General features: G+C 74.6%; 22 protein-coding genes, 1 rRNA gene and 1 pseudogene. 19 read left to right on the forward strand and 5 right to left on the reverse strand.

Annotated elements, in window-relative coordinates; translation table 11 throughout:
* Positions 1–150: 150 nt before the first annotated feature.
* Positions 151–267: ribosomal RNA gene (gene rrf / locus ACA511_RS27440) — 5S ribosomal RNA — on the forward strand.
* A gap of 95 nt (positions 268–362) precedes the next feature.
* On the opposite strand, the gene ACA511_RS27445 is transcribed toward rrf, so the two are convergent.
* Complete coding sequence (locus tag ACA511_RS27445) at positions 363–1,865, reverse strand: hypothetical protein (protein ID WP_375027505.1); 1,503 nt, start codon at positions 1,863–1,865, stop codon at positions 363–365.
* A gap of 6 nt (positions 1,866–1,871) precedes the next feature.
* Between ACA511_RS27445 and ACA511_RS27450 the strand changes: the two genes are divergently transcribed.
* Positions 1,872–2,882 (forward strand): hypothetical protein, encoded by a 1,011-nt coding sequence (locus tag ACA511_RS27450; RefSeq protein WP_375027506.1) that lies wholly within the window; start codon positions 1,872–1,874, stop codon positions 2,880–2,882.
* Between the two features lie 106 nt (positions 2,883–2,988).
* On the forward strand, positions 2,989–4,155 hold the full coding sequence (locus tag ACA511_RS27455) for an alkaline phosphatase PhoX (protein WP_375027507.1): 1,167 nt from the start codon (positions 2,989–2,991) through the stop codon (positions 4,153–4,155).
* Between the two features lie 22 nt (positions 4,156–4,177).
* On the opposite strand, the gene ACA511_RS27460 is transcribed toward ACA511_RS27455, so the two are convergent.
* Together ACA511_RS27460 and ACA511_RS27465 are read right to left on the reverse strand one after the other, a co-directional pair.
* Positions 4,178–5,116: an MBL fold metallo-hydrolase gene (locus ACA511_RS27460; protein ID WP_375027508.1), complete on the reverse strand. Its 939-nt coding sequence runs from the start codon at positions 5,114–5,116 to the stop codon at positions 4,178–4,180.
* 7 nt (positions 5,117–5,123) lie between these two features.
* The gene (locus ACA511_RS27465; RefSeq protein WP_375027509.1) at positions 5,124–6,473 is read right to left on the reverse strand and encodes a DUF1015 family protein; all 1,350 of its coding nucleotides are present in this window, start codon (positions 6,471–6,473) and stop codon (positions 5,124–5,126) included.
* A 66-nt stretch (positions 6,474–6,539) separates the two neighbouring features.
* On the opposite strand from ACA511_RS27465, the gene ACA511_RS27470 reads away from it, so the two are divergent.
* Positions 6,540–6,983, forward strand: coding sequence for a tetratricopeptide repeat protein (locus ACA511_RS27470; protein WP_375027510.1), 444 nt, complete (start codon positions 6,540–6,542; stop codon positions 6,981–6,983).
* 57 nt (positions 6,984–7,040) lie between these two features.
* Positions 7,041–8,042 (forward strand): HAD-IIA family hydrolase, encoded by a 1,002-nt coding sequence (locus ACA511_RS27475; protein WP_375028072.1) that lies wholly within the window; start codon positions 7,041–7,043, stop codon positions 8,040–8,042.
* Here the strand turns inward: ACA511_RS27475 and ACA511_RS27480 are convergent.
* Positions 8,039–8,380 carry an SCP2 sterol-binding domain-containing protein gene (locus ACA511_RS27480; protein ID WP_375027511.1) on the reverse strand — a complete coding sequence of 114 codons (342 nt, stop codon included), beginning with the start codon at positions 8,378–8,380 and terminating at the stop codon, positions 8,039–8,041. The two genes, ACA511_RS27475 and ACA511_RS27480, sit on opposite strands and share 4 nt — an antisense overlap.
* 114 nt (positions 8,381–8,494) lie before the next feature.
* On the opposite strand from ACA511_RS27480, the gene ACA511_RS27485 reads away from it, so the two are divergent.
* The 11 genes and pseudogenes from ACA511_RS27485 to ACA511_RS27535 all read left to right on the forward strand — a co-directional run bounded on the left by ACA511_RS27485 (position 8,495) and on the right by ACA511_RS27535 (position 22,298).
* Complete coding sequence (locus ACA511_RS27485) at positions 8,495–8,833, forward strand: hypothetical protein (RefSeq protein ID WP_375027512.1); 339 nt, start codon at positions 8,495–8,497, stop codon at positions 8,831–8,833.
* Complete coding sequence (locus ACA511_RS27490) at positions 8,830–9,633, forward strand: TlyA family RNA methyltransferase (RefSeq protein ID WP_375027513.1); 804 nt, start codon at positions 8,830–8,832, stop codon at positions 9,631–9,633. Before ACA511_RS27485 ends, ACA511_RS27490 begins: the two co-directional genes overlap by 4 nt.
* 127 nt (positions 9,634–9,760) lie before the next feature.
* Positions 9,761–10,651 (forward strand): annotated as a pseudogene (locus tag ACA511_RS27495) (NAD kinase); the annotation flags it as partial.
* A gap of 208 nt (positions 10,652–10,859) precedes the next feature.
* The gene (gene recN, locus ACA511_RS27500; RefSeq protein ID WP_375027514.1) at positions 10,860–12,566 is read left to right on the forward strand and encodes a DNA repair protein RecN; all 1,707 of its coding nucleotides are present in this window, start codon (positions 10,860–10,862) and stop codon (positions 12,564–12,566) included.
* 94 nt (positions 12,567–12,660) lie between these two features.
* Positions 12,661–13,911, forward strand: coding sequence for a putative cytokinetic ring protein SteA (gene steA / locus ACA511_RS27505; RefSeq protein WP_375027515.1), 1,251 nt, complete (start codon positions 12,661–12,663; stop codon positions 13,909–13,911).
* Positions 13,908–14,864, forward strand: coding sequence for a copper transporter (locus ACA511_RS27510; RefSeq protein WP_375027516.1), 957 nt, complete (start codon positions 13,908–13,910; stop codon positions 14,862–14,864). Before steA ends, ACA511_RS27510 begins: the two co-directional genes overlap by 4 nt.
* 4 nt (positions 14,865–14,868) lie before the next feature.
* Positions 14,869–15,888 (forward strand): hypothetical protein, encoded by a 1,020-nt coding sequence (locus ACA511_RS27515; RefSeq protein ID WP_375027517.1) that lies wholly within the window; start codon positions 14,869–14,871, stop codon positions 15,886–15,888.
* 35 nt (positions 15,889–15,923) lie between these two features.
* Positions 15,924–17,585 carry a murein biosynthesis integral membrane protein MurJ gene (gene murJ / locus ACA511_RS27520; RefSeq protein WP_375027518.1) on the forward strand — a complete coding sequence of 554 codons (1,662 nt, stop codon included), beginning with the start codon at positions 15,924–15,926 and terminating at the stop codon, positions 17,583–17,585.
* Complete coding sequence (locus ACA511_RS27525) at positions 17,578–18,777, forward strand: glycosyltransferase family 4 protein (protein ID WP_375027519.1); 1,200 nt, start codon at positions 17,578–17,580, stop codon at positions 18,775–18,777. The genes murJ and ACA511_RS27525 overlap by 8 nt, the downstream gene beginning before the upstream one ends.
* A gap of 244 nt (positions 18,778–19,021) precedes the next feature.
* Complete coding sequence (locus ACA511_RS27530) at positions 19,022–20,035, forward strand: TerC family protein (RefSeq protein ID WP_375027520.1); 1,014 nt, start codon at positions 19,022–19,024, stop codon at positions 20,033–20,035.
* A 76-nt stretch (positions 20,036–20,111) separates the two neighbouring features.
* Positions 20,112–22,298 (forward strand): acyl-CoA dehydrogenase, encoded by a 2,187-nt coding sequence (locus ACA511_RS27535; RefSeq protein WP_375027521.1) that lies wholly within the window; start codon positions 20,112–20,114, stop codon positions 22,296–22,298.
* A gap of 3 nt (positions 22,299–22,301) precedes the next feature.
* On the opposite strand, the gene ACA511_RS27540 is transcribed toward ACA511_RS27535, so the two are convergent.
* The gene (locus ACA511_RS27540; RefSeq protein WP_375027522.1) at positions 22,302–22,661 is read right to left on the reverse strand and encodes a hypothetical protein; all 360 of its coding nucleotides are present in this window, start codon (positions 22,659–22,661) and stop codon (positions 22,302–22,304) included.
* 122 nt (positions 22,662–22,783) lie between these two features.
* Between ACA511_RS27540 and ACA511_RS27545 the strand changes: the two genes are divergently transcribed.
* The 3 genes from ACA511_RS27545 to ACA511_RS27555 are packed head-to-tail and all read left to right on the forward strand — an operon-like array spanning position 22,784 to position 25,477.
* The gene (locus ACA511_RS27545; RefSeq protein ID WP_375027523.1) at positions 22,784–23,218 is read left to right on the forward strand and encodes a hypothetical protein; all 435 of its coding nucleotides are present in this window, start codon (positions 22,784–22,786) and stop codon (positions 23,216–23,218) included.
* Complete coding sequence (locus ACA511_RS27550; RefSeq protein ID WP_375027524.1) at positions 23,215–24,084, forward strand: AAA family ATPase; 870 nt, start codon at positions 23,215–23,217, stop codon at positions 24,082–24,084. The genes ACA511_RS27545 and ACA511_RS27550 overlap by 4 nt, the downstream gene beginning before the upstream one ends.
* Position 24,085: 1 nt before the next feature.
* Positions 24,086–25,477, forward strand: coding sequence for a VWA domain-containing protein (locus ACA511_RS27555; RefSeq protein WP_375027525.1), 1,392 nt, complete (start codon positions 24,086–24,088; stop codon positions 25,475–25,477).
* Positions 25,478–25,499: the final 22 nt, after the last annotated feature.

Consider the following 25,499-nt stretch of genomic DNA (forward strand, 5'->3'; position numbering starts at 1 on the left):
AATCCGAATCGCTGTGAGTTGTTCGCGTCCCTGTGTGGTTCTCAGGAAACAATCCTGGGAACCCGTAGTACATATAACTGTATTTGGTTGCCGAGCCTGGTTGCTCGGACGTCGACTTGCCCACCCCCGTGGGGGTGGTGCGTTGAGACGTTCGGTGGTTTTGGCGAGGGGGAAACACCCGGTCCCATCCCGAACCCGGAAGTTAAGCCCTTCAGCGCCGATGGTACTGCATGGGAGACTGTGTGGGAGAGTAGGACACCGCCGGACTCATATTGGTCGAGGGTCGCCCCAATTTTTCGGGGCGGCCCTCGACGCATGTCGTGGCCCAGCCAAAGTAGGCTGCAAGTGTCCACGAACCACCATCAAGAACAGTGACGGACGTGATGAGCGCGGAAGAGGACAGCCGCAGCGACGACAGCCGCGAGCGGCGGGGCGATAACGGGCGACGGAACACGCCGCCGCGCCGCGGGGGCAACGCCCGTGGCGGCCCGGCGGGTTCCGGGGACCGCAAGGGCGGTGGGCCCCGCGGCGGAGCGCCTCGTAGTGGAGCGCCTCGCGGTGGTGGTCCGCAGGCGGGACGAGGCCGTCCCGCCGGCGGTGGCTGGAAGGACCGGGACTCGCGCGCTCAGCGCGATGACCGGAAGCCCGGCCGTCCCTTCAAGCGTTCCGATGATCCGCGTACCGAATCCCGTGAGGGACGTTCTGACGACCGTCGCGAGGGACGCTTCGGCGGCCCGCGTGATGACCGCGGAGCAGGCCGGTCCGAGGGACCGCGCAGTGGTCAGGGCAGGCCGGGCGAGCGCAGTTTCGGCGGCCAGCGTGGAGGCCAGGGCAAGCCCGGTGAGCGCCGTTTCGACGGCCCCCGCGGCAGCCAGGGCAAGCCCGCTGAGCGGCGGTTCGATGGACCGCGCGGCGGTCACGGTAAGTCTGGCGAGCGGCGGTTCGATGGACCGCGCGGCGGTCACGGTAAGTCTGGCGAGCGGCGGTTCGATGGACCGCGCGGCGGCCAGGGCAAGCCTGGCGAGCGCAGGTTCGAGGGTTCGCGCGGTGGGTCGGGCGAGGCTGGGGAGCGGCGGTTCGACAAGCCGCGTGGCGGTCAGGGCAAGCCGGGCGAGCGGCGATTCGACAAGCCCCGTGACGGACATGGCAAGCCGGGCGAACGCCGTTTCGACGGGCCGCGCGGCGGTCAGGGCAAGCCTGGTGAGCGCAGGTTCGACAAGCCGCGTGGTGGTGACGGCAAACCGGCCGAGCGGCGGTTCGACAAGCCCCGTGGCGGTCAGGGCAAGCCTGGCGAGCGGCGATTCGATGGGCCGCGCGGTGGCCAGGGCAAGCCTGGTGAGCGGCGGTTCGATGGACCGCGCGGTGGGTCGGGCGAGGCCGGGGAGCGGCGGTTCGACAAGCCCCGCGGCGGCCACGGTAAGCCAGGTGAGCGGCGGTTCGAGGGGCAGGGCGGAGAGCGTCGCGAAGGGCGCTTCGGCGGGCCCCGCCAAGGCCAGGGGGCAGGTCCGCGGCGTGACGGGCGTCCAAGCGGTCCGCGGCCCGCTGGGGGCCAGGGCGAGCGCCGGTTCAAGGACCGGGACGACCGGCCGGGCGGACGCAGGTTCGAGGGCAAGCGCGAAGGGCGTCCGGGAGACCGTGACAGGCCGTTCAAGGGACGCGGGCCGAAGGGTCCGCAGGACGGCGGCCGGTCGTACGGCCCGCCGCGCGACCGGCAGGACAGGCGGCCGCGATCCGATGAGCCGGACCGCCCCGGGCACGACGACCCGTTCCTGCCGGACGACGTCACCGGCGAGGAACTCGACGCCGACGCGCGCGTCGAGCTGCGCACGCTGCCGAAGGAACTGGCGACCAAGGTCGCGCGCCATCTCGTGATGGCTGGCCGGCTGGCCGAGGACGAGCCCGAGCAGGCCTACAGGCACGCGAAGGCGGCGCGGCGGCTCGCGTCCCGGGTCGGGATCGTCCGGGAGGCGGCCGGGATCGCGGCGTACCACACGGGCGAATGGGCGGACGCGCTCGCCGAGCTGCGCGCCGCGCGGCGGCTCGGCGCGGGCGACGACTCCTATCTGCCGGTGATGGTCGACTGCGAGCGCGGCCTCGGCCGTCCCGAACGCGCCCTCGACCTGATCAAGTCGCCGGAGGCGGCGAAGCTCGACCCGATGGGACGCGTCGAGCTCCGCATCGTCGAGTCGGGCGTGCGCCGCGACATGGGCCAGTACGACGCGGCCGTGGTCACCCTGCAGATCCCGGAACTGCGCGACCGGCGGCTCCGGCCGTGGTCGATGCGGCTGTTCTACGCCTACGCGGACGCGCTCGCCGAGACCGGCAGGACGGACGAGGCGGCCGACTGGTTCGCCCGGGCCGCCGCCGCCGACCGCGATGGCGACACCGACGCCGCCGAACGCTACGCGGAGCTGGAAGGTCTGCACATCCTCGACACCGAGGAAGACGAGATAGAGGCGACCGATGTCGAGGCAGCCGAGGTAGAGGTGACCGAGGTAGAGGCAGCCGCTGGCGAGGCGGTCGACACCTCCGGCGACACGGCTACCGGCGTCGTCGTGCCTGAAGAGGGTGGCAGCGCCGAGACCGAGGACGCGATCACTGAAGACGCGGTCAGCGAAGACGCGGTCGACGAGGACGAGGGCAAGGACGTCGACGAGGGCGAGGACGTCGCCGAGGCGGAAGGCGTCGCGGAGGCGGAAGGCGTCGCGGAGGCGGAAGGCGTCGCGGAGGCGGAAGGCGTCGCCGGGGCGGCCACGGACATCGCGTTCCAGCCTGCCGAGCCCGAGGTGCTGGAGGCGTCCGACGAGGACGCTCCGCAGGCCCCGGCGGTGTTCCTGGAGCCGAAGCCGGCGGACGAGGAGCGGCCGCCGCGCGGGGATTGACCACCGGTACTTGACTGGCGAGTAGGTTTCCCGGATATTCACGGGACCGCGCCGTTCGGGGGGCCGCCGGACACGTCCGGCGGTGATCGACTCCTTGAGGAGAGTCATGCCCCTGAACCGACGTACGTTCCTGCGCGCCACCGCCGTCGCCGGCGGGACGACCGCGTTCTCCGGCGCCCTGTGGCAGCGGGCCTTCGCCGCGGGGCCCGCGCAGCCCGGCCCGAGCCCGTACGGGCCGCTGCAAGCCGTGGACGGCAACGGAGTGCAGCTGCCGAACGGGTTCACGAGCCGGGTCGTCGCGCGGTCGATGCAGCGCGTCGAAGGGACGCGGTACACCTGGCACGCGGCGCCCGACGGCGGCGCCTGCTTCGCCGACGGGGACGGCTGGATCTACGTCAGCAACTCGGAGGTCCCCGTGGTCGGCGGCGTGTCCGCCGTGCGGTTCGACGCGTCCGGGAAGGTGACGTCCGCGTACCGGATCCTGAACGGCACCACGCTCAACTGCTCCGGCGGGGCGACGCCGTGGAACACGTGGCTGTCGTGCGAGGAGCACGACTTCGGCCTCGTCTACGAGACGGACCCGCGCGGGCAGAAGTCGGCGGTGGCGCGCCCGGCGCTGGGCAGGTTCAAGCATGAGGCCGCGGCATCCGACCCTGAGCGCAAGGTCGTCTACCTGACCGAGGACCAGGGGGACGGCTGCTTCTACCGGTTCCGTCCGAAGACGTGGGGCGACCTGTCGTCGGGGACGCTCGAAGTCCTGGTCGGCTCTGGGACGGGCCCCGTCAGCTGGGCGAAGGTCCCGAACCCGCAGATCTGGCTTACGCCGACCCGTGAGCAGGTCGCCGAAGCCATGCGTTTCGACGGCGGCGAGGGGTGCTACTACACGCACGGCGTCTGCTACTTCACCACCAAGGGCGACAACCGTGTGTGGGCTTACGACGCGGCCAACGGGCGCCTGGACATCGCCTACGACGACGACCTCGTCACCACTGGCGAAGCGCCCCTGCACGGCGTCGACGCGGTGACCGCCACAGCGTCCGGTGACCTCTACGTCGCCGAGGACGGCGACAACATGGAGATCAACCTCATCACCACGGACGGCGTCGTGACTCCGTTCCTGCGCGTCCTCGGCCACGACGAGTCGGAGATCACCGGCTGCGCCTTCAGCCCGGACGGTTCACGCCTCTACTTCTCGTCCCAGCGCGGCAAGAGCGGCTTCATCGCCGGGACGGACGGCTGCACCTTCGAGGTCACGGGCCCGTTCCGCCGCTGAGGGGCCGGGCCGTGCGGCGACCTCAGGCGTGCCTGCCGAGCGCGTGCAGGATGCCGAGGACGTTGCTCTCGGCGCTGTTCAGCACCTCGTACCTGGCGACCAGGCCGGGGTCGACGTCGTCGGCCATGATGGCGTAGCGGCTCCTGGTCCGGTCCACGACCATGGCGACGGCGTGGTCGAGGTCGAGGTCCTGGTCCTTGGCGTCCTGGACGGCGTCCACCCAGACGCGGAGCTCCTCCGCCGACCGTTCGAGCGTGTCGTCCACCTCGGTGACGGGCCCGTAGTGCGCGAACAGCAGCCGCTGCGGGCCCAGCGACCGGAACCTGCCGAGGGACGCCAGCGCGGTGGCGAGGTCGAAGTCCGGCGGCGGGGTCGCCGGCTTCACGTCCGCCGTCTCCGGGATGTAGATGCCGGCGGCGTCGCCCACGTACAGGTCGCCGGTCTGGGAGTCCATGAGCCCGACGTGGTGCTTGGCGTGGCCGGGGGAGTAGTGCGACTCCAGCCGCCGCCCGCCGCCGAGGTCGATGACGCCGGTGTCCTCGACGGCCCGGATCCGTGCCGCGTCCGTCGGCTTCAGCTCCCCGAACAGGGCGTCGAGGCTGTCCCCGTACACCATGCGCGCGCTGCGCATGAGGCGCGCCGGGTCGGCCAGGTGGCGCGCGCCCTTCTCGTGGACGACGACCTCGGCCCCCGGGTACATCTCCGCGATGTCGCCGACACCGCCCGCGTGGTCGAGGTGGATGTGCGTCACGACCACGGTCGCCAGGTCGTCCGGCCCGACGCCCAGCTCCCGGAGCGCCGCCTGGACCACGGGCGCGGAACCGGACGTGCCGGGCTCCACCAGGCATGGCCGGTCGGACAGGATCAGGTATCCGGCGGTGATCCCGGTGTATCCGGCCATCCGGGTGTCGATCTCGTAGACGTCCCCGCCGAGCGGAGTGATCGTGGTCGCGGTGTCCATTCCCCGATCATGGCCTCTCGGGCGTGCCGGGGTCGAGGAGCCGCAGGACGAGACCGGTGCGGGGCTTCGGCCCGAACGACGTCGACTTGCGCGGCACCCGCTCGCCTCCGCCCGCGACGGCGAGCACGTCCTCGACCTTCAGCGGGTTCAGGACGACCGCCGTGCCGCCGGTGCGCCGCGCGCGGGCGATGGCGGCGGACGGGTCGTCGTGCACGACCTCGATGGCGTTCTCGTTCTCGGGGACGTGCCACAAGGCGCCGATGAGGAGATGGTCCAGGACGGCGGTGTCGAGCCCGCACCAGCGCGGGGAGTGGTCGGACGGCATGCAGCGGGCGAGCGCGCCCTCATCGGGGTCGGTGAGGAGGTGGAGGGTGCCGCCCCCGCCGAGAAGGAACGCGGAGCCGTCCGCGTCGGCGAGCGCCTCGATGGCGGACTCCTCGTCTGAGAAGTCCGTCACGCGGAACGCCTTGCGCGCCTTCTCCGCCGCGTCCTCCGGACGGAGGCCGGGCAGGACGCGGTGGATCGCGCCCAGATGCGGCGGGTACCGCGTGGAGTCGACCAGGAGGGCCAGTCCCTCGTCCCAGGGCCCGGGGCCGTCACCGGCGGCGTGGTGGCGCGCCTGCAGGGCGCGGTAGGTCGCGTAGCGGTGGTGGCCGTCGGCGATGAGGGCCTGCTTGTCGCGGAGGTCGGCGGCGACGCGCGCGTGCGAGCCGGGGTCGGTGATGCGCCACAGCCGGTGCGTCAGCCCGTCGTCCGCGTCGAACTCGGTCAGCGGAGGCCGGGAGGCGGCGTCGTCGACGATCCCGGCCGCGTCGCCGCCGCCCTCGTACACCAGGAAGATCGGCTCCAGGTTGGCGTTCGCGGCCGCCATCAGCGCGAGCCGGTCGCGGACCGGGCCGGGGAACACGTTCTCGTGCGGCAGCACGACCCCGTCGGCCTCCGCGCGCAGGCCCAGGCCGCCGATCAGGCCGCGCTGCAGGACGGTCCCGCCGCGGGCGGCCTCGTAGACGTAGAGGGCGGGGTCGGGGTCGACGGCGAGCGCGCCCTCGTCCAGCCAGCGGCGGAGCCGGTCGCCCGCCGCGCCGTAGTCCTCCCCGGCGGCGCGCGGCAGGTTGAGCCGGACGATGTTGTGCCCGCCGCCCGCCAGCAGCCGCAGCGCGGCCGCCTCGTCGATCAGGTCGTACGGCGGCATGGTCACCGACGCCGGGTCGCCGGCCACCTCGGGGACGAACCGGACGCCGCGGAACGGGGCGAGCTCCAGGCCCGCGCCCGTGCGCGGTCCGGCCGTCCCGAAGATCCGGGCGCTGAACTCCTCCGGCGCGAGGCCGGAGGGGAGGTCGTCGTCCACGGTGGGCATGCTATTCAGCGCGGGGCGGCCCGCGCCCCGCCGGGTACGGTCGGAGTGATCCGAGGGGAGGTCCATATGAAGGCTCAAGGGCCTGGACGGCCGGAGGATTCCCCGGGGGACGCCCCCGGGGAGAACCCCGCCCCGCCGGGGGGCGGGGTCTACGAGTGGTACACGCGGGGCCTGGAGCTGCTGCGTTCCGGCAGCGCCGCCGCCGCGCTCCAGCTGCTGGCCAGGGCGGCGGAGGCCGAGCCGGGGTCGCACAGCATCCGGGAGGCGCTCGGCCGCGCCCAGTTCGGCGCCCGGCAGTTCGGCGCGGCGGCCGAGAGCTTCCGCGGGATCGTCGAGGAGGAGCCCGCCGAGGACTACGCGCGGTTCGCGCTCGGGCTGGCGCTGAGCCGCCTGGGCGACGTCGAGGGCGCCGTCGAGCAGTTCGCGCTCGCCGCCGCCATGCGCCCCGAGAACCAGGACTACCTGAAGGCGTTGCGGCAGGCCAGGGCCACCCTCGCCGCCCGGCGCTGACCCGCCCATTACCCATGGGTAACAACCCCCCGTACGATCGCACGCATGAGGAGCGCGATGAAAGGCAGCGACCGTCCCCTGAGCGAGGCGTACGACGTCGCCCTGCTCGACCTCGACGGGGTCGTCTACGTCGGCCGCAGGCCCGTCCCGGCGGCGGCCGAGTCGCTCGCCAAGGCGCGCGCGGCCGGGCAGCGGCTCGCGTTCGTGACCAACAACGCGTCCCGGACCCCGTCGGCCGTCGCGGCGCTGCTCACCGAGGTCGGCGTCCCGGCCGACGCGGGCGACGTGGTCACGTCCGCGCAGGCCGCCGCGCGGCTGCTCGCCGAGCGGCTGCCGGCCGGGTCGGAGGTGCTCGTGGTGGGCGGCATGGGCTTGCGCCACGCCCTGTACGCGCAGGGCCTGCGGCCGGTGTCGACCGCGGCCGGACGGCCCGCCGCCGTCGTGCAGGGCTACCACCCGGACCTCGCCTACGGGGCGCTGTCGGAGGGCGCGCAGGCCGTCAGCATGGGCGCCCTGTTCGTCGGCTCCAACGGCGACCTGACCATCCCCGGCGGCGAGGGGCCGCCGCACCCCGGCAACGGGTCCCTGCTGCGCGTGATCAGCGCGGCGACCGGCGTCGAGCCGGTCATCACCGGCAAGCCCGAGCGGCCGCTGCACCAGGAGTCGATCCTGCGCACCGGCGCCCGGCGGCCCCTGGTGGTCGGGGACCGCCTCGACACCGACATCGAAGGCGCCTGGAACGGCGGCGCCGACAGCCTGCTCGTCTTCACCGGCGTCACCGGCCACATGCAGGCCCTCACGGCGCCGCCGAACCGCCGCCCCGGCTACCTGGCCCCCGACCTGACCGGGCTGCTCGTCCCGCACCCGGAGGTCGTCCGGGCGGACGGCGGGCACGGCTGCGGCGGCTGGACGGCCCGGCGCGCGGGCGGAGCCTTCACCGTCACCGGCTCCGGCGACCCCTACGACGGGCTGCGCGCCCTCGCGTCCGCCGCCTGGGAGACCGACGTGCCGCCGCCCCCCGAAGCCCTCGCCGGAGCGCTGGAGAGCCTCCCGCTCTAGAGGAGCCTGCGCAGCCTGAGCAGGTCGAAGATGCTCGCCTCGATCTTGACGCGGCCGGTGGCCCACGCCTTGGCCGGGTTCAGCTCGTCGTGCGCCATGGCGACGAGGTCGTCGCTGTCGACGGTGAGGCGCACCTGCGCGGTCCCGGGGTCGCCGTCGGGCTCGAACGGGTCGAGGCCGCCCTCGTGCAGCCGGCTTCGGTAGGCCAGTCCGAGGTCCGGGATGCGGCAGCTGATCGTCCGCTCGACGACGTGCTCGGCGAGCCGGTCGCCGTCCACCTCCGCCAGGCGCGCCGCGACGCGCTCCAGTGCCGCACGGCAGTCCTCCTCGTTCGCCATGGTCAGGCCGTTCCCCGTTCGTCCGGCAACGATGTCGTTCAGGGACGGTAGCGTTCGGGATGAGCCGGAGGCGACTCGTCGCGGGCGCTCCGGACCGTTGGGAGGTAAAACGTGATGTCCGACGAGGCCGCGGAGACGCCGGGGCTCCCGGCCGCGCAGCCGGTGCCGGCCGCCGTCCCGGAGGTGCCGGGAGCGCCGGAGGCGTCCGGGGCGCCGGAGCCGGACTTCCCGGCCGCGCCGCTGCCCGGCCCCACCGGCGATCCGCGCGTGGACGCCGCCGTGGCGCCGCTCGGCGAACTGGGCGGGCGGTCCGTCTCCGAGCACGTGGAGATCTACGAGGACGTCCACCGGCGGCTCCAGGAGCTGCTCGCGTCCGCCGGCCAGGACGAGCCGTCGCAGCCGTCTCAGCCGCCGCGCCCCGCCTTCCCCGCCGCCCTGCGGCCCCGCCCGTGAGCGCCAGGCGCAGGCTCGACGCCGAGCTCGTCCGGAGGAAGCTCGCGCGGTCCCGCGAGCACGCCGGGCAGCTCATCGGCGACGGCCGGGTGCGGGTCGGCGGGCAGCGGGCGGCGAAGGCCGCGACGCAGGTCGAGGCCGGGGCCGCGATCCTCGTCGAGGAGGCAGGCGGCGGGCCGGAGTACGTGTCGCGCGGCGGGCACAAGCTCGCGGGCGCGCTCGAGGCGTTCGCGGGCCTGGCGGTGCGGGGGCGCGCCTGCCTGGACGCCGGCGCCTCCACCGGCGGGTTCACCGACGTCCTGCTGCGCGCGGGCGCCGCGCACGTGTACGCGGTCGACGTCGGCTACGGGCAGATCGCCTGGCCGCTGCGCACCGACGACCGCGTCACCGTCATGGAGCGGGTCAACATCCGCGACCTGCGGCCCGGGACGCTCGGCGACCCGCCCCCCGACCTGGTCGTCGGCGACCTGTCGTTCATCTCGCTGAGGCTCGTCCTCGGGCCGGTCCAGAAGTGCGTGGCGCCCGGCGCCGACTACGCGGTCATGGTGAAGCCGCAGTTCGAGGTCGGCAAGGACCGGGTCGGCGCGGGCGGCGTGGTCCGCGACCCGGAGCTGCGCGCCGACGCCGTCCGGGGGGTCGCCGGGCACGCCGCGACGCTCGGCCTCGGCGTCCTCGGGGTGACGGCGAGCCCGCTGCCGGGCCCGTCCGGGAACGTCGAGTACTTCCTGTGGCTGCGCGCGGGCGCCCCGCCGCTGGACGAGGCGGCGCTGGCGACGGCGATCGAGGAGGGTCCGCGATGACCGGCCGGCCCGCGAACGGGCACGCTCCCCGGAACGTACAGAGGGCGTCCGAAACGGGAACGTCCGCGCGGGGGACGTTCGTCCAGACGTCTGTACGCGGAAACGCGTCGGGGAGTGGGGCGTGAGCATGAGCAGAAGGTCGGTGCTGGTGGTGACGCACACCGGGCGGCCGGAGGCCGTCCGCAGCGCGCAGCTGGTCATCGAGCGGCTCAGCGAGGCCGGGATCCGCGTGCGGGTCCTGGACGACGAGGCCGCGACGATCGGCCGCACGGGCGTGGAGGTCATGCCCAGCACCGCGGCCGCGGCCGACGAGGCCGAGGTCGTCATGGTCCTCGGCGGCGACGGGACGCTGCTGCGCGCCGCCGACCTGACCCGCGCGTCCGGGACGCCGCTGCTCGGCGTCAACCTCGGCCACGTCGGGTTCCTCGCCGAGGCCGAGCGGGAGGACCTCGCCGCCACCGTCGACCGGGTCGTCACCCGCCGCTACGACGTCGAGGAGCGCATGACCGTCGACGTCGTCGCGCGCCGCAACGGCGGCGTGCTGGGCACGACCTGGGCGCTGAACGAGGCGAGCATCGAGAAGGCCGAGCGGGAGCGGATGCTGGAGGTCGTCGCCGAGATCGACGGCCGCCCGCTGTCGAACTGGGGCTGCGACGGTGTGGTGTGCGCCACGCCGACCGGCTCCACCGCCTACGCGTTCTCCGCCGGCGGCCCGGTCGTGTGGCCGGAGGTCGAGGCGATGCTCGTCGTGCCGATCAGCGCGCACTCGCTGTTCGCCCGCCCGCTGGTGGTGTCGCCGCGTTCGTCGGTCGCCGTCGAGGTGCTGCCGGGCACGCCCCGCGCCGTCCTGTGGTGCGACGGCCGCCGCACCCTCGACCTGCCGCCCGGCGCGCGGGTGGAGGTCCGCCGCGGCGCGGTGCCGGTGCGGCTCGCCCGGCTGCACCTCACCCCGTTCACCGACCGGCTGGTCACCAAGTTCGGGCTGCCCGTGACGGGGTGGCGGGGGCGGGTCAGGCAGCCGTCCCGGCCGTCCCCGCCGCTCGGCGACTCGCAGGTCGGGGACGCCCCGGCGGCCGGCGGGGTGGCCGGCCCCCCGGGGCCGGGATTCGCGCCGGGCGGCCTGCCCGGCGAATCGGACGGGGAGGCGTCCGGCGGGCAGAGGAGATAATCTCCACAGGCGCTGATCGGGGATCTGTTTTCGGAGGGTTGTGACGCCGGTGCGTCCGATGGTCGATGAGGTGCGGATCCAGGGCCTCGGTGTGATCGACGAGGCCGTGCTCGATCTGTCGCCGGGCTTCAACGTGGTGACCGGGGAGACCGGGGCGGGCAAGACCATGGTGGTCACCGGCCTCGGGCTGCTGTTCGGCGGCCGCGCCGACCCGCAGCGCGTCCGGCCGGGCGCGGGCCGCGCCACGGTCGAGGGCCGGATCGTCGTCGATCCGGGCGGCCGCGTCGTGGAGCGGGTCGAGGAGTCCGGCGGCGAGCTGGACGACGGCGCGCTGATCGTCACCCGGTCGGTGTCGGCGGAGGGCCGCTCCCGCGCGTTCCTCGGCGGCCGGTCCGTCCCGGTGAACGTGCTGATCAACCTCGCGGACGACCTGGTCGCCGTGCACGGCCAGTCCGACCAGCAGCGGCTGCTGCAGGCCGGGCGGCAGCGCGCCGCGCTCGACCGGTACGCGGGCGCCGCGCTGACCAAGCCGATGCGCGCCTACACCAAGGCGTACCAGCGGCACCGCCAGGTCGGCGCGCTGCTGGAGGAGCTGACGACGCGGGCGCGCGAGCGGTCCCAGGAGGCCGACGTGCTCCGCTTCGGCCTGGAGGAGATCGAGAAGGTCGACCCGAAGGACGGCGAGGACGCCGATCTCGCCGCCGAGGAGGAGCGCCTCGGCCACGCCGACGCGCTGCGCGGCGCCGCCGACACCGCGCACGAGGCGCTGCTCGGCGACCCCGCCGCCGCGTTCGAGGCCGCCAACGTGGCGAACCTGCTCGGCCAGGCCCGCAACGCCCTGGACGCCGTCCGCGACCACGACCGGGAGCTGGCGGCGCTCGCCGACCGGCTCGCCGAGGCCGGCTACCTGGTCTCGGACGTCGGCACCGACCTCGCGTCCTACGCCGAGTCGGTGGACGCCGACCCCGCGCGGCTCGCCGCCGTCCAGGAGCGGCGCGCCGAGGTGACCGCGCTGACCCGCAAGTACGGCGGGGCGGAGGGGACGGCCGCGGCGGCCCTCGAATGGGCGCGCGCGGCGGCGGCCCGGCTCACCGAGCTGGAGGGCGACGACGACCGCATCGAGGAGCTGCGCGGCGAGCACGCCGAGCTGGCCGAGCGGCTCGCCGCCGAGGCGGGGGAGCTGACCGCGGTCCGCACCCGCGCCGCCGAGCGGTTCTCCGCCGCCGTCACCGAGGAGCTGACGGCCCTGGCGATGCCGCACGCCCGCGTCTCCGTCACGGTGAACCCGGCCGGCGACTACGGGCCGCACGGCGTCGACGAGGTCGAGGTGCGGCTCGCGCCGCATCCGGGGTCGCCGCCGCTGCCGCTGCACAAGGGCGCCTCGGGCGGCGAGCTGTCCCGGGTGATGCTGGCGATCGAGGTCGTGTTCGCGGGCGCCGACCCGGTCCCGACGTTCGTGTTCGACGAGGTCGACGCGGGCGTCGGCGGCAAGGCCGCGGTGGAGATCGGGCGGCGGCTGGCGCGGCTGGCCCGCAACGCCCAGGTGATCGTCGTCACGCACCTGCCGCAGGTCGCGGCGTTCGCCGACCAGCACCTGGTGGTGGAGAAGTCCGACGACGGGACCGTGACCAGCAGCGGCGTCACCGCCCTGGACCGGGAGGGGCGCGTCCGCGAGCTGTCGCGGATGCTCGCCGGCCTGGAGGACTCCGAGCTCGGCCGCGCGCACGCCGAGGAACTGCTCGCCATGGCCGCCGAGGAGCGGTGACCGGCCGGACGGTCACGGAGCGTGCCCGAGCGGACGCGCCTGGACGGTCGTGCTTTCCGGCGACGGCCGCCGCGCTCTGGCAGGATGGTCGGTGATGAACGACCCGTCACCCACCACCGAGCCCGGCGCCGAGCGGGGCGTCCGGCTGTCGCGGAAGCTGCCCCGCCGGGTGCTCACGCTCGGCCGCGGCCGCGACGACGGCCGGTCCGGGGTCAGCTCCACGGTCCGGCTCGACCGACGCACCAAGGATCTGACCAAGCGGCTGCAGCCCGGCGAGGTCGCGGTGATCGACCATGTCGACCTCGACCGCGTCAGCGCCGAGGCGCTGGTCTCGTGCGAGGTCGGCGCCGTCGTGAACGTCGCGCCGAGCATCTCCGGCCGCTACCCGAACCTCGGCCCGCAGATCCTGATCGAGGCCGGCATCCCGCTGCTGGACGACGTCGGCCCGGAGATCTTCGGCAAGCTGCAGGAGGGCGACCAGGTCCGCGTCGAGGGGCCCGCCGTGCACCGCGGCGAGGACGTCGTCGCCAAGGGCACCGAGCAGACGGCCGAGTCCGTCGAGACGGCGCTGACCGAGGCCAAGGCGGGGCTCGCGTCCCAGCTGGAGGCGTTCGTCGCCAACACGATGGAGTACGTCAAGCGCGAGCGCGACCTCCTCATCGACGGCGTCGGCGTCCCCGACGTCACCACCAGGATCAACGGCAGGCACGCGCTGATCGTCGTCCGCGGCTACCACTACCGCGAGGACATCGCCACCCTGCGGCCCTACATCCGCGAGTACCGCCCGGTGCTGATCGGGGTGGACGGCGGCGCCGACGCGCTGCTGGAGGCCGGCTACCGCCCCGACATGATCGTCGGCGACATGGACTCGGTGTCCGACGACGCGCTCACCTGCGGCGCCGAGATCGTCGTGCACGCCTACCGGGACGGGCGGGCGCCCGGCCTGAAGCGCGTCCACGAGCTGGGGCAGGAGGCCGTGGTGTTCCCGGCCACCGCCACCAGCGAGGACATCGCGATGCTGCTCGCCGACGACAAGGGCGCGACCCTGATCGTCGCGGTCGGCACGCACGCCAACATGGTGGAGTTCCTCGACAAGGGCCGCGCCGGCATGGCCAGCACGTTCCTGACCAGGCTCCGGGTGGGCAGCAAGCTCGTCGACGCCAAGGGCGTCAGCAGGCTCTACCGCAGCCGGATCTCCACCTGGTCGCTGCTGTTCCTCGTCCTCGGCGCGTTCATCGCCATCGTCACCGCCGTCGCCATGTCCCCGGCGGGGGACGTCATCAGTCCCCTGCTCGCCGACCGCTGGCACGCCTTCGTCTTCTGGCTGACCGGACTCTTCACGTGATCGATTTCCGCTACCATCTCGTCTCCATCGTCGCGATCTTCCTCGCGCTGGCGCTCGGCATCGTGCTGGGCTCCACGACGCTGTCGAACTCGGTGAGCGACACCCTGCGCCAGCAGGCCAACTCGGCGGCCAAGACCGCCCAGCAGGCCCGGGTGGCGCAGCGCGACCTGCAGCACCGGGTGAACGGGCAGGAGCAGTTCACCAAGGCGCTGGCGCCGCAGATCGTCGAGAACCGGCTGAAGGGCCAGTCGGTCGTGCTCGTCGAGACGCCCGGCGCCGGCAACGACAGCATCGAGCAGGTCAGCGAGCTGGCGAAGAACGCCGGCGCCGCCGTCACCGGGCGCGTCACGATCCAGAAGAAGCTCCTGGACGCCGACCAGCGGACGACCGTCGACGAGCTGTCCACCCAGCTGAAGGCCGGCGGCGTCGAGTTCCCCGCCGACGCGAGCGCCTACGACAAGGCGGGCGCCGTCCTGGCGAACGCCCTCGTCACCAAGGACCCCGCCAGGTCCGGCCGCGAGGACGCCGCCGGCGGCGCCGTCCTCAACGGCTTCAAGGAGGCCGGGTACGTCACCACCAGCGGCAAGCCGGGCCAGCACGGGACCCTCGCCGTCATGGTCGCGCCCGCGGCGCCGTACGCCTACGAGGGCGGCGACGAGGCCAACAAGGCGCTGATCTCGCTGGCCGCCGCCCTCGACGGCGCCGGGCGCGGTACCGTCGTCGGTGGCCCGCCGACCTCCGCGCAGGAGGGCGGGCTGATCGCGGCGCTGCGCGACTCCGACGCCGGCGACTCGGTCTCCACCGTGGACGCGGTGGACACCGCGTCCGGGCAGGTCGTGGTGATCCTGGCGCTGCAGAAGGAGATCGGCGGCAAGTCCGGGCAGTACGGGACGGGCGCCGGCGTGAGCGGCTACCTGCCCTCGCCCGCGCCCACGGCGGGGAAGAACGGGTGACCTGATGACACGAGGCATCGGCGGGGGCGCGCGGCTCGCGGCCGGCATGGGGCTCGGCGCCGTGGCGGCGCGCGCCGCCTACGCCGCGCTGACCCGGCGGCCGCCCGGGCTGAACGGCCTGCGGGGCGAGGACGTCTGGGGCCGCACCAACCACCGCGGCGAGCCGGTGACGCTGCTGGAGGGCCCCGCGTTCGTCGCGGGCGCCGCCGCGGCCGGGCTGCTCGCCCCCGGCGCCGCCGGCCGGATGCGCGCCGCCGCGCTGCTCGCCGGCGCCGGGTCCGGCGTCCTCGGCGGATACGACGACCTCGCGGGCTCCGGCGCGTCCCGCGGCTTCAAGGGCCACCTGACCGCGCTGGCCCGCGGCGAGGTCACCAGCGGCGCGGTGAAGATCCTCGGCATCGGCGCGACCGGGCTGGCCGCCGCCGCGGTCGCCGGGTCGCCCGCCCCGTCCCGGGCCGGGCGCGCCTTCGACGCCCTCGTCAACGGCGCGATCATCGCCGGGTCGGCGAACCTCATGAACCTGTTCGACCTGCGCCCCGGCCGGGCGATCAAGGTCGGCCTCATCACCGGCGCGCCGCTGGCGCTGACGCGGCCGGGCGCCGCCGTCGTCGCGGCGCCGCTCGGCGCCGCCGCCGCGCTCCTCCCCGAGGACCTCGGCGAGCGCGCGATGCTCGGCGACACCGGCGCCAACGCGCTCGGCGCGCTGCTCGGCCTCGCCGCGACCCGGCTCGGGCGGGGGCCGCGGCTCGCCGTGCTGGCCGGGCTCGCCGGGCTGAACGCCGCCAGCGAGGTCGTCAGCTTCACCAAGGTCATCGCGGGCAACCCGGTGCTGAACCGCGTCGACATGCTGGGCCGCCGCCCGGCCGCCGCGCCCGCGCCCGCGCCCGCGCCGGCCGGCGAGCCGGCGACCGCCCCGGCCGGCGAGCCGGCGGCCGAGGACGCGTTCCGCCCGTCCGTCCCGCCGCAGGCCGGGTCGGCGGGAACGGGCGCGGCAGGCAACGGCGTCGCCGCGGGTCCCGCCTAGGTGCGACCGGCGGCCCCCGCGGAACGTCCACGAGCGTGACCCCTCCCGAAACGTCCTCCCCGGCCCGGCGCTCCCCGGTGGTGCGCCGGCTGACCGGCGGCCTCGCGGGCGCCGCCGTCGTCATCGCGGTCCTCACCGTCCTGGCGCGGCTCGCCGGGTTCGGGCGCACCTACGCCTTCTCGCAGACGGTCACCACGTCGTGCCTGAGCCAGGCGTACTTCACCTCGACGCAGTTCCCCAGCATCGTCTACGAGATCGTCGCGGGCGGCGCGCTCGCCAGCATGGTCGTGCCGGTGCTCGCCGGGCCCGCCGAGCGCGGCGACCGCGAGCAGGTCCGCCGGATCGGGTCGGCGCTGCTCACCTGGATCGTCGTGCTGATGGTGCCGCTGTCGGCGCTGATGGCGCTCGGCGCCCGCCCGATCATGGAGCTGCTGGTCGGCGGCGACCTGAAGGGCTGCTCGCGCGGCGACATCGTGGACGTCGGCTCCACCATGCTCGCGATCATGTCGGCGCAGATGGTCATGTACGGGATGGCGGTCGTCCTGTACGGGCTGCTGCAGTCGCACCGCCGGTTCGCCGCGCCCGCGCTGGCGCCGCTGATGTCGAGCCTGGTGGTGATCGGCGCCTACGTCGCGTACGCGCCGCTCGGCCGCGGCTTCGAGAACGACCTCGCGGGCCTGCCGCTGGACGCGGAGCTGACGCTGGCGATCGGGACGACGCTCGGCGGCGTCGCGATGGCCGCGACCGCCGGGATCGCGGCGTGGCGGCTGAAGCTCGGCCTGCGCCCGACGCTGCGCTTCCCGGACGGCGTGGCGCGGCGGGTGCGGCGGCTCGCGGTCGCCGGGCTCGCCACGGTCGCGGCGCAGCAGCTGTCGGCGCTGCTGGTCGTCCGGCTCAGCTACGAGGGCACCGGCGGCGCGCTCGCCAACTACCAGTACGCGTGGGCGATCTACCTGCTGCCGTGGGCGATCCTGGCGGTGCCGATCGCGACGAGCGCGTTCCCGCTGCTGTCGGCGCGGATCAGCGCCGGGGAGCAGGACCGGTTCGACCAGGTCACCGCGTCCACGACCCGCGCGGTGATCCTGGTGTCGTGCGCGGGGGCCGCGGCGCTGGCGGCCGTCGCCGTGCCGGTCGCGGCGGTGTTCAACCCGGGGCACCCCGACCAGCAGGAGGTGCTGTCGCGCGCGGTGCTCGCGTTCGCGCCGGGCCTGCTCGGCTACGGGCTCGTCGCGCACCTCGGGCGCGTCCTGTTCGCCTGCCACCGGGGGCGGATGGGCGCCGCGGCGGTCGTGGCCGGGTGGGCGGTCGTGATGGTCGCCGACGTCGCGCTGGTGCTGTCGGTCGACCGGCAGTGGGTCGTCGCGGCGCTCGGCATCGGCAACGCGGCCGGGATGACCGTCGCGGGCGCGCTGCTGCTGGGCACGCTCGTCCGGGCCCGGGGAGCGGCGTCCGCGCGGGGGCTGCCGCGCGCGCTGGCGGCCGGGCTGCTGGGCGGGGCGGCGGGCGGCGGCGCCGGCTACGCGGTCGCGGCGCTGCTCGGCCCGGGCGGCACCGGCCCGGCCGGCGAGCTGCGCAACGTCGGGAGCGGGGCGCTGGCCGCGCTGGCCGCCGCCGCGGTGTTCCTGATCCTCGCATTCCTGATCGACGGCCGTGACCTGCGCGCCGTCCTCACCCGGAAGGTGACACGCAATGGCTGACGACCGGGACCTGGACGGGCTGCGCGTCGCGATCGTCCTCGGCACCAGCGCGGGCGGCGTCGGACGGCACGTGCGGTCCGTCGCGGCGGGCCTCGCCGGGCGCGGCGCCCGCGTGCTCGTGTGCGGGCCCGCCGCGACCGAGGAGCAGTTCGGCTTCGGCGCCGCCGGCGCCCGGTTCGCCGAGGTCGACCTGGCCGACCGGCCCCGCCCGGTGCACGACGCGAAGGCCGTGGCGCGGCTGCGCTCGCTGGTCCGCGGCGCCGACGTGGTGCACGCCCACGGACTGCGGGCGGGCGCGCTCGCCGCGGCGGCGGGGGCGCGGCTCGCGCCGGGGCCGCTGCGGTTCTCGCGGGGCGGCCCGCCGCTGGTCGTCACCCTGCACAACGCCGTCATCGCGGGCGGGCGGACGGCCGCCGTGTACGGGGCGCTGGAACGCGTGGTGGCGCGCGGCGCCGCCCGCGTCCTCGGCGTCTCGCCCGACCTTGAGGAGCGGATGCGCTCCCTCGGCGCCCGGTCGGTGGGCCACGCGATCGTCCCCGCCCCGGCGCCGCGGGCGCAGCCGGGCCCGGCCGTCCGCGCCGACCTGCGGAACGAGCTGGGCGTGGGGGAGCGGCCGCTGATCCTCACGGTGGGGCGGCTCGCCGAGCAGAAGGGCCTGCCGACGCTGCTGGACGCCGCCGCGGTGTGGGCGGCGCGCACCCCGCCGCCGCTCGTCGCGATCGCCGGCGACGGTCCCCTGGAGGCCGACCTCGGCGGCCGGATCGAGGCCGAGGACCTGCCCGTCCGGCTGCTCGGCCGCCGCTCCGACGTGCCGGCCCTGCTGGCGGCCTGCGACGTGGCGGTCGTGCCGAGCGTGTGGGAGGGGCAGCCGCTGATCGTCCAGGAGATCCTGCGGGCGGGGCGGCCGCTGGTCGCCACCCGCGTCGGCGGGATCCCGGGCATGGTCGGCGCGGCGGAGCGGCCCGCGGAGGGGTCGCTGCTGCAGGGCCCGGAGAGCGACGCGGCGCTGCTGGTGCCGCCGGGCGACGCGGAGGCGCTGGAACGCGCGGTGAGCCGCGTCCTGGACGACCCGTCGCTCGCGGCGCGCCTCGGCCAGGCCGCGGCCGAGCGGTCGGCGCTGCTGCCGGGCGAGGAGGACGCCGTCGACCAGCTCGCGGGCGTCTACCGGGAGCTGACCGGCACCCGCCGCTGAACCCGCCGCCGCGCCTTAGACGCGCTAACCGGGGACGGGGTTCGGAACGGGTTCGAGAAAGCTCGCCGGACGGGGAACGCCGCGGACGCGGCCCGCGTTCAACTAGGCAAGTGGAGGGGAGTATCCCCGCGCGCGGTTCTCGTCAATACGGTCGGTCCATACCGGCCCGGGTTCCGCGGCCCGCACGTCCTTTCAGGGCGGGAGAGACCTCCAGCGCTCGTTCGTGTCCGCTGGAGGTGTTCACGTGTCCGTCTCACCCATGGTGTGGGGCCTCACCATCGCAGGGATCCTCGCCGTCATCGCCGCCGACCTGTTCCTGATCCACAGGAACGACACGCGGGAGTTCACGACCCGCAGGGCCGCGTTCTGGTCGGCGATCTACATCGGCCTCGCCGCGCTGTTCGGCATCGGCGTCTGGCTCGTCGCCGGCGGCCGGTACGCCGGCGAGTACTTCGGCGGGTTCGTCACCGAGAAGAGCCTGAGCGTCGACAACCTCTTCGTGTTCATGGTGATCCTCACGCGGTTCGCGGTGCCGAAGCAGGCGCAGCACACCGTGCTGATGGCGGGCATCGTGATCGCGCTGCTGCTGCGCGGCATCTTCATCGCGGTCGGCGCCGCGGCGATCTCGACCTTCACGTGGGTCTTCTTCATCTTCGGCGCGTTCCTCATCTGGACCGCCATCGGGCTGGTGCGCGGCGACGACGAGGACGAGTTCAAGGAGAACCGCCTGCTGCGGTGGGCCAAGCGCGTCATCCCGACCTCGGACGAGTACGAGGGCAGCCGGTTCCTCACCCGGGTGAACGGCCGCCGGCTGGTGACGCCGATGGCCATCGTGATGATCGCGATCGGCTCGACCGACGTGCTGTTCGCGCTGGACTCCATCCCGGCGATCTTCGGCCTGACCACCGAGCCGTACCTGGTGTTCACGGCAAACGCGTTCGCGCTGATGGGCCTCGTCCAGCTGTACTTCCTGATCGGCGGCCTCACCGACCGGCTGGTCTACCTGGCGCACGGGCTGGCGCTCATCCTCGGCTTCATCGGGGTCAAGCTGATCTTCCACGCGCTGCACGAGTACGGTGTCGGCTGGGCGCCCGAGATCCCGATCTGGGTGTCCCTCGCGGTCATCGCCGGGACCCTCGCGGCCACCACCGTGGCGAGCCTCGCCGCCGGCCGCAAGGCGTCCGGCAAGGGGCTGAGCGAGCCGCTGCGCGAGGTCGGGGCGGACGAGCCGGACGCCACCGCGACACGCGAGGGCTGAGAAGCCGGGTCGCTCCTCCCACTGATCCGAATCCTGTTCTAGAATCTCGGTCAAAAGGTCTGAGAGAGGGTTACGCATGGCCATCGGGCTGACCGAGGAGCACGAGGCGCTCGCCGAATCGGTGCGCGGCTTCGCCGAGCGCAACATCCCGGCGACGGCCGTCCGGGCCGTGCTGGACGCGGACGAGGAGACCAGGCCCGGGTTCTGGCCCGCCCTGGCGGAGCAGGGCCTGCTGGGCCTGCACCTGGACGAGGAGCACGGCGGGCAGGGCTACGGCCTGCTGGAGCTGTCGGTCGTGGTGGAGGAGCTGGGCCGCGCCGCCGCGCCCGGCCCGTTCCTGCCGACCGTCCTCGCCGGCGCGGTCGTCGACGCGTCCAGCAACGCCAAGCTGCGCGCGGAGCTGCTGCCCGCGCTCGCCGACGGGTCGAAGACGGCCGCCGTCGCGCTGGACGGCGCGCTGACCGGCCGCCGCGACGGGGACTCCCTGGTCGTGTCCGGCACGTCGGGGACGGTGCTCGGCGCCGCGCTCGCCGACGTGATCGTCCTGCCGGTCGCCGCGGACGACGGCGAGCAGTGGGTCGTGGTCGACGCCGCCGACCTCGCCGTCACCCCGGTCGCGAGCCTGGACCGGGTCCGCCGCGTCGCCGCCGTCGAGGCGTCCGGCGTGGCCGTCGCCGCCGACCGCGTCGTGGACGGCCTCACGACCGGCCGGGTCAGGGACATCGCCGCCGCGCTGTTCGGCGCCGAGGCCGCCGGGCTCGCCGGCTGGCTGGTCGGCACCGCGGCCGAGTACGCGAAGGTCCGCGAGCAGTTCGGCCGCCCGATCGGGCAGTTCCAGGGCGTCAAGCACAAGGCCGCCCGCAGCCTGATCGCGCTGGAGCAGGCCCGCGCCGCCGCGTGGGACGCCGCCCGCGCCATGGACGAGGGCACCGGGGAAGCCGGGTTCGCCGCCGCGGTGTCCGCCGTCATCGCGGTCGACGCCGGCGTGCAGACCGCCCGCGACGCCATCCAGATCCTCGGCGGCATCGGCTTCACCTGGGAGCACGACGCGCACGTCTACCTGCGCCGCGCCCTCACCCTGCGGTCGCTGCTCGGCCCGTCCAAGGACTGGGCCGCCAAGGTCGCCGGGCTCGCGCTGGACGGCGGGCGCCGCGAGGTCGTCCTCGAACTCGACGAGCACGCCCAGCCGCTGCGCGAGCGGATCCGCGCCGAGATCGCCGAGCTGGCCGCCGCCGAGGACAGGGCCGCCCGGCTGGGCGACGAGGGCTGGACCGTCCCGCACTTCCCGAAGCCGTGGGGCCGCGAGGCCGGGCCGGTCGAGCAGATCCTCATCCAGCAGGAGCTGCGGGCCGCCAAGGTCAAGGCCCCGAACCTCGGGATCGGCGCGTGGCTGGTGCCCTCCCTCGTCCGCTACGGCTCGGACGAGCAGAAGGAGCGCTTCCTGCGCCCGACGCTGCGCGGCGAGATCGTCTGGTGCCAGCTGTTCTCCGAGCCGGGCGCCGGCTCCGACCTCGCGTCCCTGTCGATGAAGGCCGAGCGGGTCGAGGGTGGCTGGAAGCTCACCGGCCAGAAGATCTGGACGTCGCTCGCCCAGCACGCCCAGTGGGGCTTCTGCATCGCCCGCACCGACCCCGACGCGGCCAAGCACGACGGCATCACCTACTTCCTCGTCGACATGAAGGCCGCGGGCGTGGACGTCCGCCCGCTGCGCGAGCTGACCGGCGAGGCGCTGTTCAACGAGGTGTTCCTGGACGGCGTCTTCGTCCCGGACGAGCAGGTCGTCGGCGAGGTGGACCGGGGCTGGCAGGTCGCGCGGAACACGCTGTCCAACGAGCGGGTGTCGCTGTCGACCGGCGGCGGCCTCGGCATGGGCGTCCCCGAGCTGCTGAAGTTCTTCGGCGGCCGCGAGCTGGACGCCGTCGCCGCCGCGGAGGTCGGCAGGCTCGTCGCGCAGGGGCAGTCCATCGACCTGCTCGGCCTGCGCACGACGCTGAAGCAGCTGAACGGCGTGGAGCCGGGCGCGGAGGCCAGCGTCCGCAAGCTCCTCGGCGTCCAGTTCAACCAGGACGTCGCCGACTACTGCTGGGCCGCGCAGGGCACCGCCGCCGCGACCGAGGTCCCGATGGCCGAGAGCGGCATCGTCGCCCGCGCCATGCTGTTCAGCCGCGCGATGACCATCTACGGCGGCACGACGGAGGTCCAGCTGAACATCATCGGCGAACGCCTCCTCGGCCTTCCCCGCGACCCGGAGCCCGGCAAGTAGCCGTCAGCGGGGCCGGAAGCTGTAGGTGAAGTTCACCAGGACGACGCCGGCGACGGCGATCAGGAGCCCGGGGAGGCCCGCGTTGACCACGGCGATCGCGCTCAGCGGGATCGCGGCGAGCAGCGAGAGCACCGCCATGGCCAGGCTGTGATCGCGTGCCGCGGCGATGTGCTCGCCGCCGCGGCGCGGTTCCGGCGCAGGACGGCGCCGGGACCGCGCCGCGCCGGCGGTGCGCGCGTGCAGGGCCTCATCGAGGCGGTCCACGACCGCCTCGATGAAGGCGTCGTCGTAGTCGGGGCCGAGCTCGCGCCGGGCCGCCATCGCCGCCGTCAGGTCCTCGCGCGGCAGTCGTGGGGTGGTCATGCCTCCGTTATAGGCGGGCCGCTTCTCCGGCGGCGTCACCCGGAGGGGCGAACCACCGTGTACGCCGCAGGTAGCAGCCGGAATACACTGCCGCTTTCGCCCCAGAACATCCGGAGGTCTCCGTGACCCGTTCGCTGGTCCTCGGCGCCTGTGCCGTCGCCGTGCTCGCGCTCGCCGGGTGCGGCGGGGGCGGGAAGAAGGACGCCGCGGACGCGGCGCCGTCCGCGCCGGCCACGACGCTGGCGCCGCTCCCGGCGGTGAAGCCCGCCGACGTCAAGCCGCTCGTCGGACGCTGGGTCGGCACGGCCAAGGACTACTTCCAGTTCACGGCCGGCGGCGACGGCGTGTGGGTGCGCGGCGGGCAGAAGCTGTGGAGCGGCGCGGTCATCCCCGAGGGCGGCGGCAAGTTCCGCTTCTCCTGGAAGGGCGGCGACCCGCAGACGGCGTCCTACTGGGGCGTGTCCCTGGAGGACGCGACCACGCTCGTCTTCGCCGGCACGAACCAGCAGTACAAGAAGGTCGTTGCGAAACGGGCCGCGAAGAAGGGCAACGGATGACCGACGGAATGTTCGCCTCGCCGGCCGATGTCGCCGCCAGGCTGGCGGGGGTCAGCTACCTCGCGGACGAGGCGATCGCCACGACCGTGTACCTCGCGCAGGCGCTCGGGAAGCCGCTGCTCGTCGAGGGCCCGGCCGGGGTCGGCAAGACCGAGCTGGCGAAGGCCGTCGCGGCGTCGACGGGCGCGGAGCTGATCCGGCTCCAGTGCTACGAGGGGCTGGACGAGGCCCGCGCCCTCTACGAGTTCAACTACAAGAAGCAGCTCCTCGCCATCCAGGCGGCCCCGGCCGACCGGGCCTGGCAGGAGACCCACGACGACATCTTCTCCGAGGAGTTCCTGCTGGAGCGGCCGCTGCTGGCGGCGATCCGGCGGGCCGACCCGACCGTCCTGCTGATCGACGAGGCGGACAAGGCCGACGTCGAGGTGGAGGGCATGCTGCTGGAGGTCCTGTCGGACTTCCAGGTCACGATCCCCGAGCTCGGGACGGTGGGCGCGGTGCGGCGCCCGTTCGTGGTCATCACCTCGAACGCGGCGCGGGAGCTGTCGGAGGCGCTCAAGCGCCGCTGCCTCTACCTGCACCTGAACTACCCGGCGCCCGAGCGGGAGCGCGACATCGTGCTCGCGCAGGTGCCGGGGATCGAGGCGGAGCTGGCCGAGCAGCTCGTCCGCACGGTCGGGACGCTGCGCGACCTGGAGATCAAGAAGGCGCCGTCCATCGCCGAGACCGTCGACTGGGCGCGCACCCTGCTCGCCCTCGGCCTGGACGACCTGGACGAGGCCGCCGTCGCGCGGACCCTCGGCGTCGTCCTCAAGCACGTCTCCGACCAGGAGCGCGCCGTCCGGGAACTCGGACTGCGGGGCTGAGATGGCGTCCCTGGTCGACCGGCACACCGGGTTCGTCGCGGAGCTGCGCAGGGCGGGGCTGCCGGTGTCGGTCGCCGAGGGCCTGGACGCGGTCCGCGCCGTGCGGGTGATCGACCTGCTCGACCGCGAGTCGCTGCGCGCCGCCTACGCCGCGACGGTCGTCAAGCGCCCCCAGCACCGCCCGACCTTCGACACGCTCTTCGACCTGTGGTTCCCGGCCGCGGTCGGGGACGGCGCGGGCGCGCCGCCGGAGCGCCGCGCGCGGACGCTGGGCGACGACGGGCGCCCGGTCCCGCCCGCGCTGGACCCGCGGGTGCAGGCCCGCCGCGACGAACTGGCCGAACTGCTGCTCTCCGGGGACGACGCGGGCCTGCGGCAGTTCGCCCGGACGGCCGTCGCCGAGTTCGGGCAGACGCCCGGGCAGGAGTCCTGGTTCTCGTCCGGCGTCCTGACGGCGCTGTCGCCGGACACGCTCATGGCGCGGCTGCTCGGCGCCGTCCTGGACGGGCGGCAGCGCGGCGGGATGGCCGAGCGGGTCGCGCGCCGCACGTTCCGCGATCGCATCGCCCGCTTCCAGGACCTCGTCGCGGGCGAGGTGCGGCGCCGCATCGCCGAGGACACCGGCGTCGAGCGGACGGCCCGCATCGCCGTCCGCCCGCCGCTGGAGCGGCTCGACTTCGCGAGCGCGAACCGGGCCGAGATGGAGGCGCTGCGCCGCGAGGTGTACCCGCTGGCGCGCAAGCTCGCGGCCCGGCTCGTGCAGCGGCAGCGGCACGGCAGGCGCGGGCGGCTGGACTTCCGCCGGACGGTCCGCGCGTCCCTCGCCAGCGGGGGAGTGCCGCTCACCACCCACCACCGGCCGCGCCGCCCGCACAAGCCGGAGCTGGTCGTGCTGTGCGACGCCAGCGACTCGGTGTCGGCGTTCGCGCACTTCACGCTGCTGCTGACGTTCGCGCTGCGGGAGCAGTTCAGCAAGGTCCGCGCGTTCGCGTTCATCGACGCCACCGACGAGATCACCAAGTACTTCGCGCCCGGCACCGACGTCGTGGACGCGATGGCGCGCCTCGCCGCCGAGGCCGACCTCGTGTGGATCACCGGCCGCTCCAACTACGGGCACGCCATCAAGGTGTTCGACGAGAAGTACCGCGACGCCGTCACGTCCAAGACGTCCCTGCTGATCCTCGGCGACGCGCGCTCCAACTACGGGGAGCTCTCCCTGCCGATCCTGCGGTCGATGGCGGACCGGGCCCGGCACGCGTACTGGCTCAACCCCGAGCCGCGCAGCCGCTGGGACACCGGCGACTCCGCCGCGTCCCGCTACGGCGAGCTGCTCCCCATGTTCGAGTGCCGCAACCTGACCCAGCTCGCCGCCTTCATCGAGGAACTCGCCTGAGCGGAGCGATCCGGGGGGCGCC

This window comes from Actinomadura sp. GTD37, from assembly GCF_041951365.1.
Classification (GTDB): Bacteria; Actinomycetota; Actinomycetes; order Streptosporangiales; family Streptosporangiaceae; genus Spirillospora.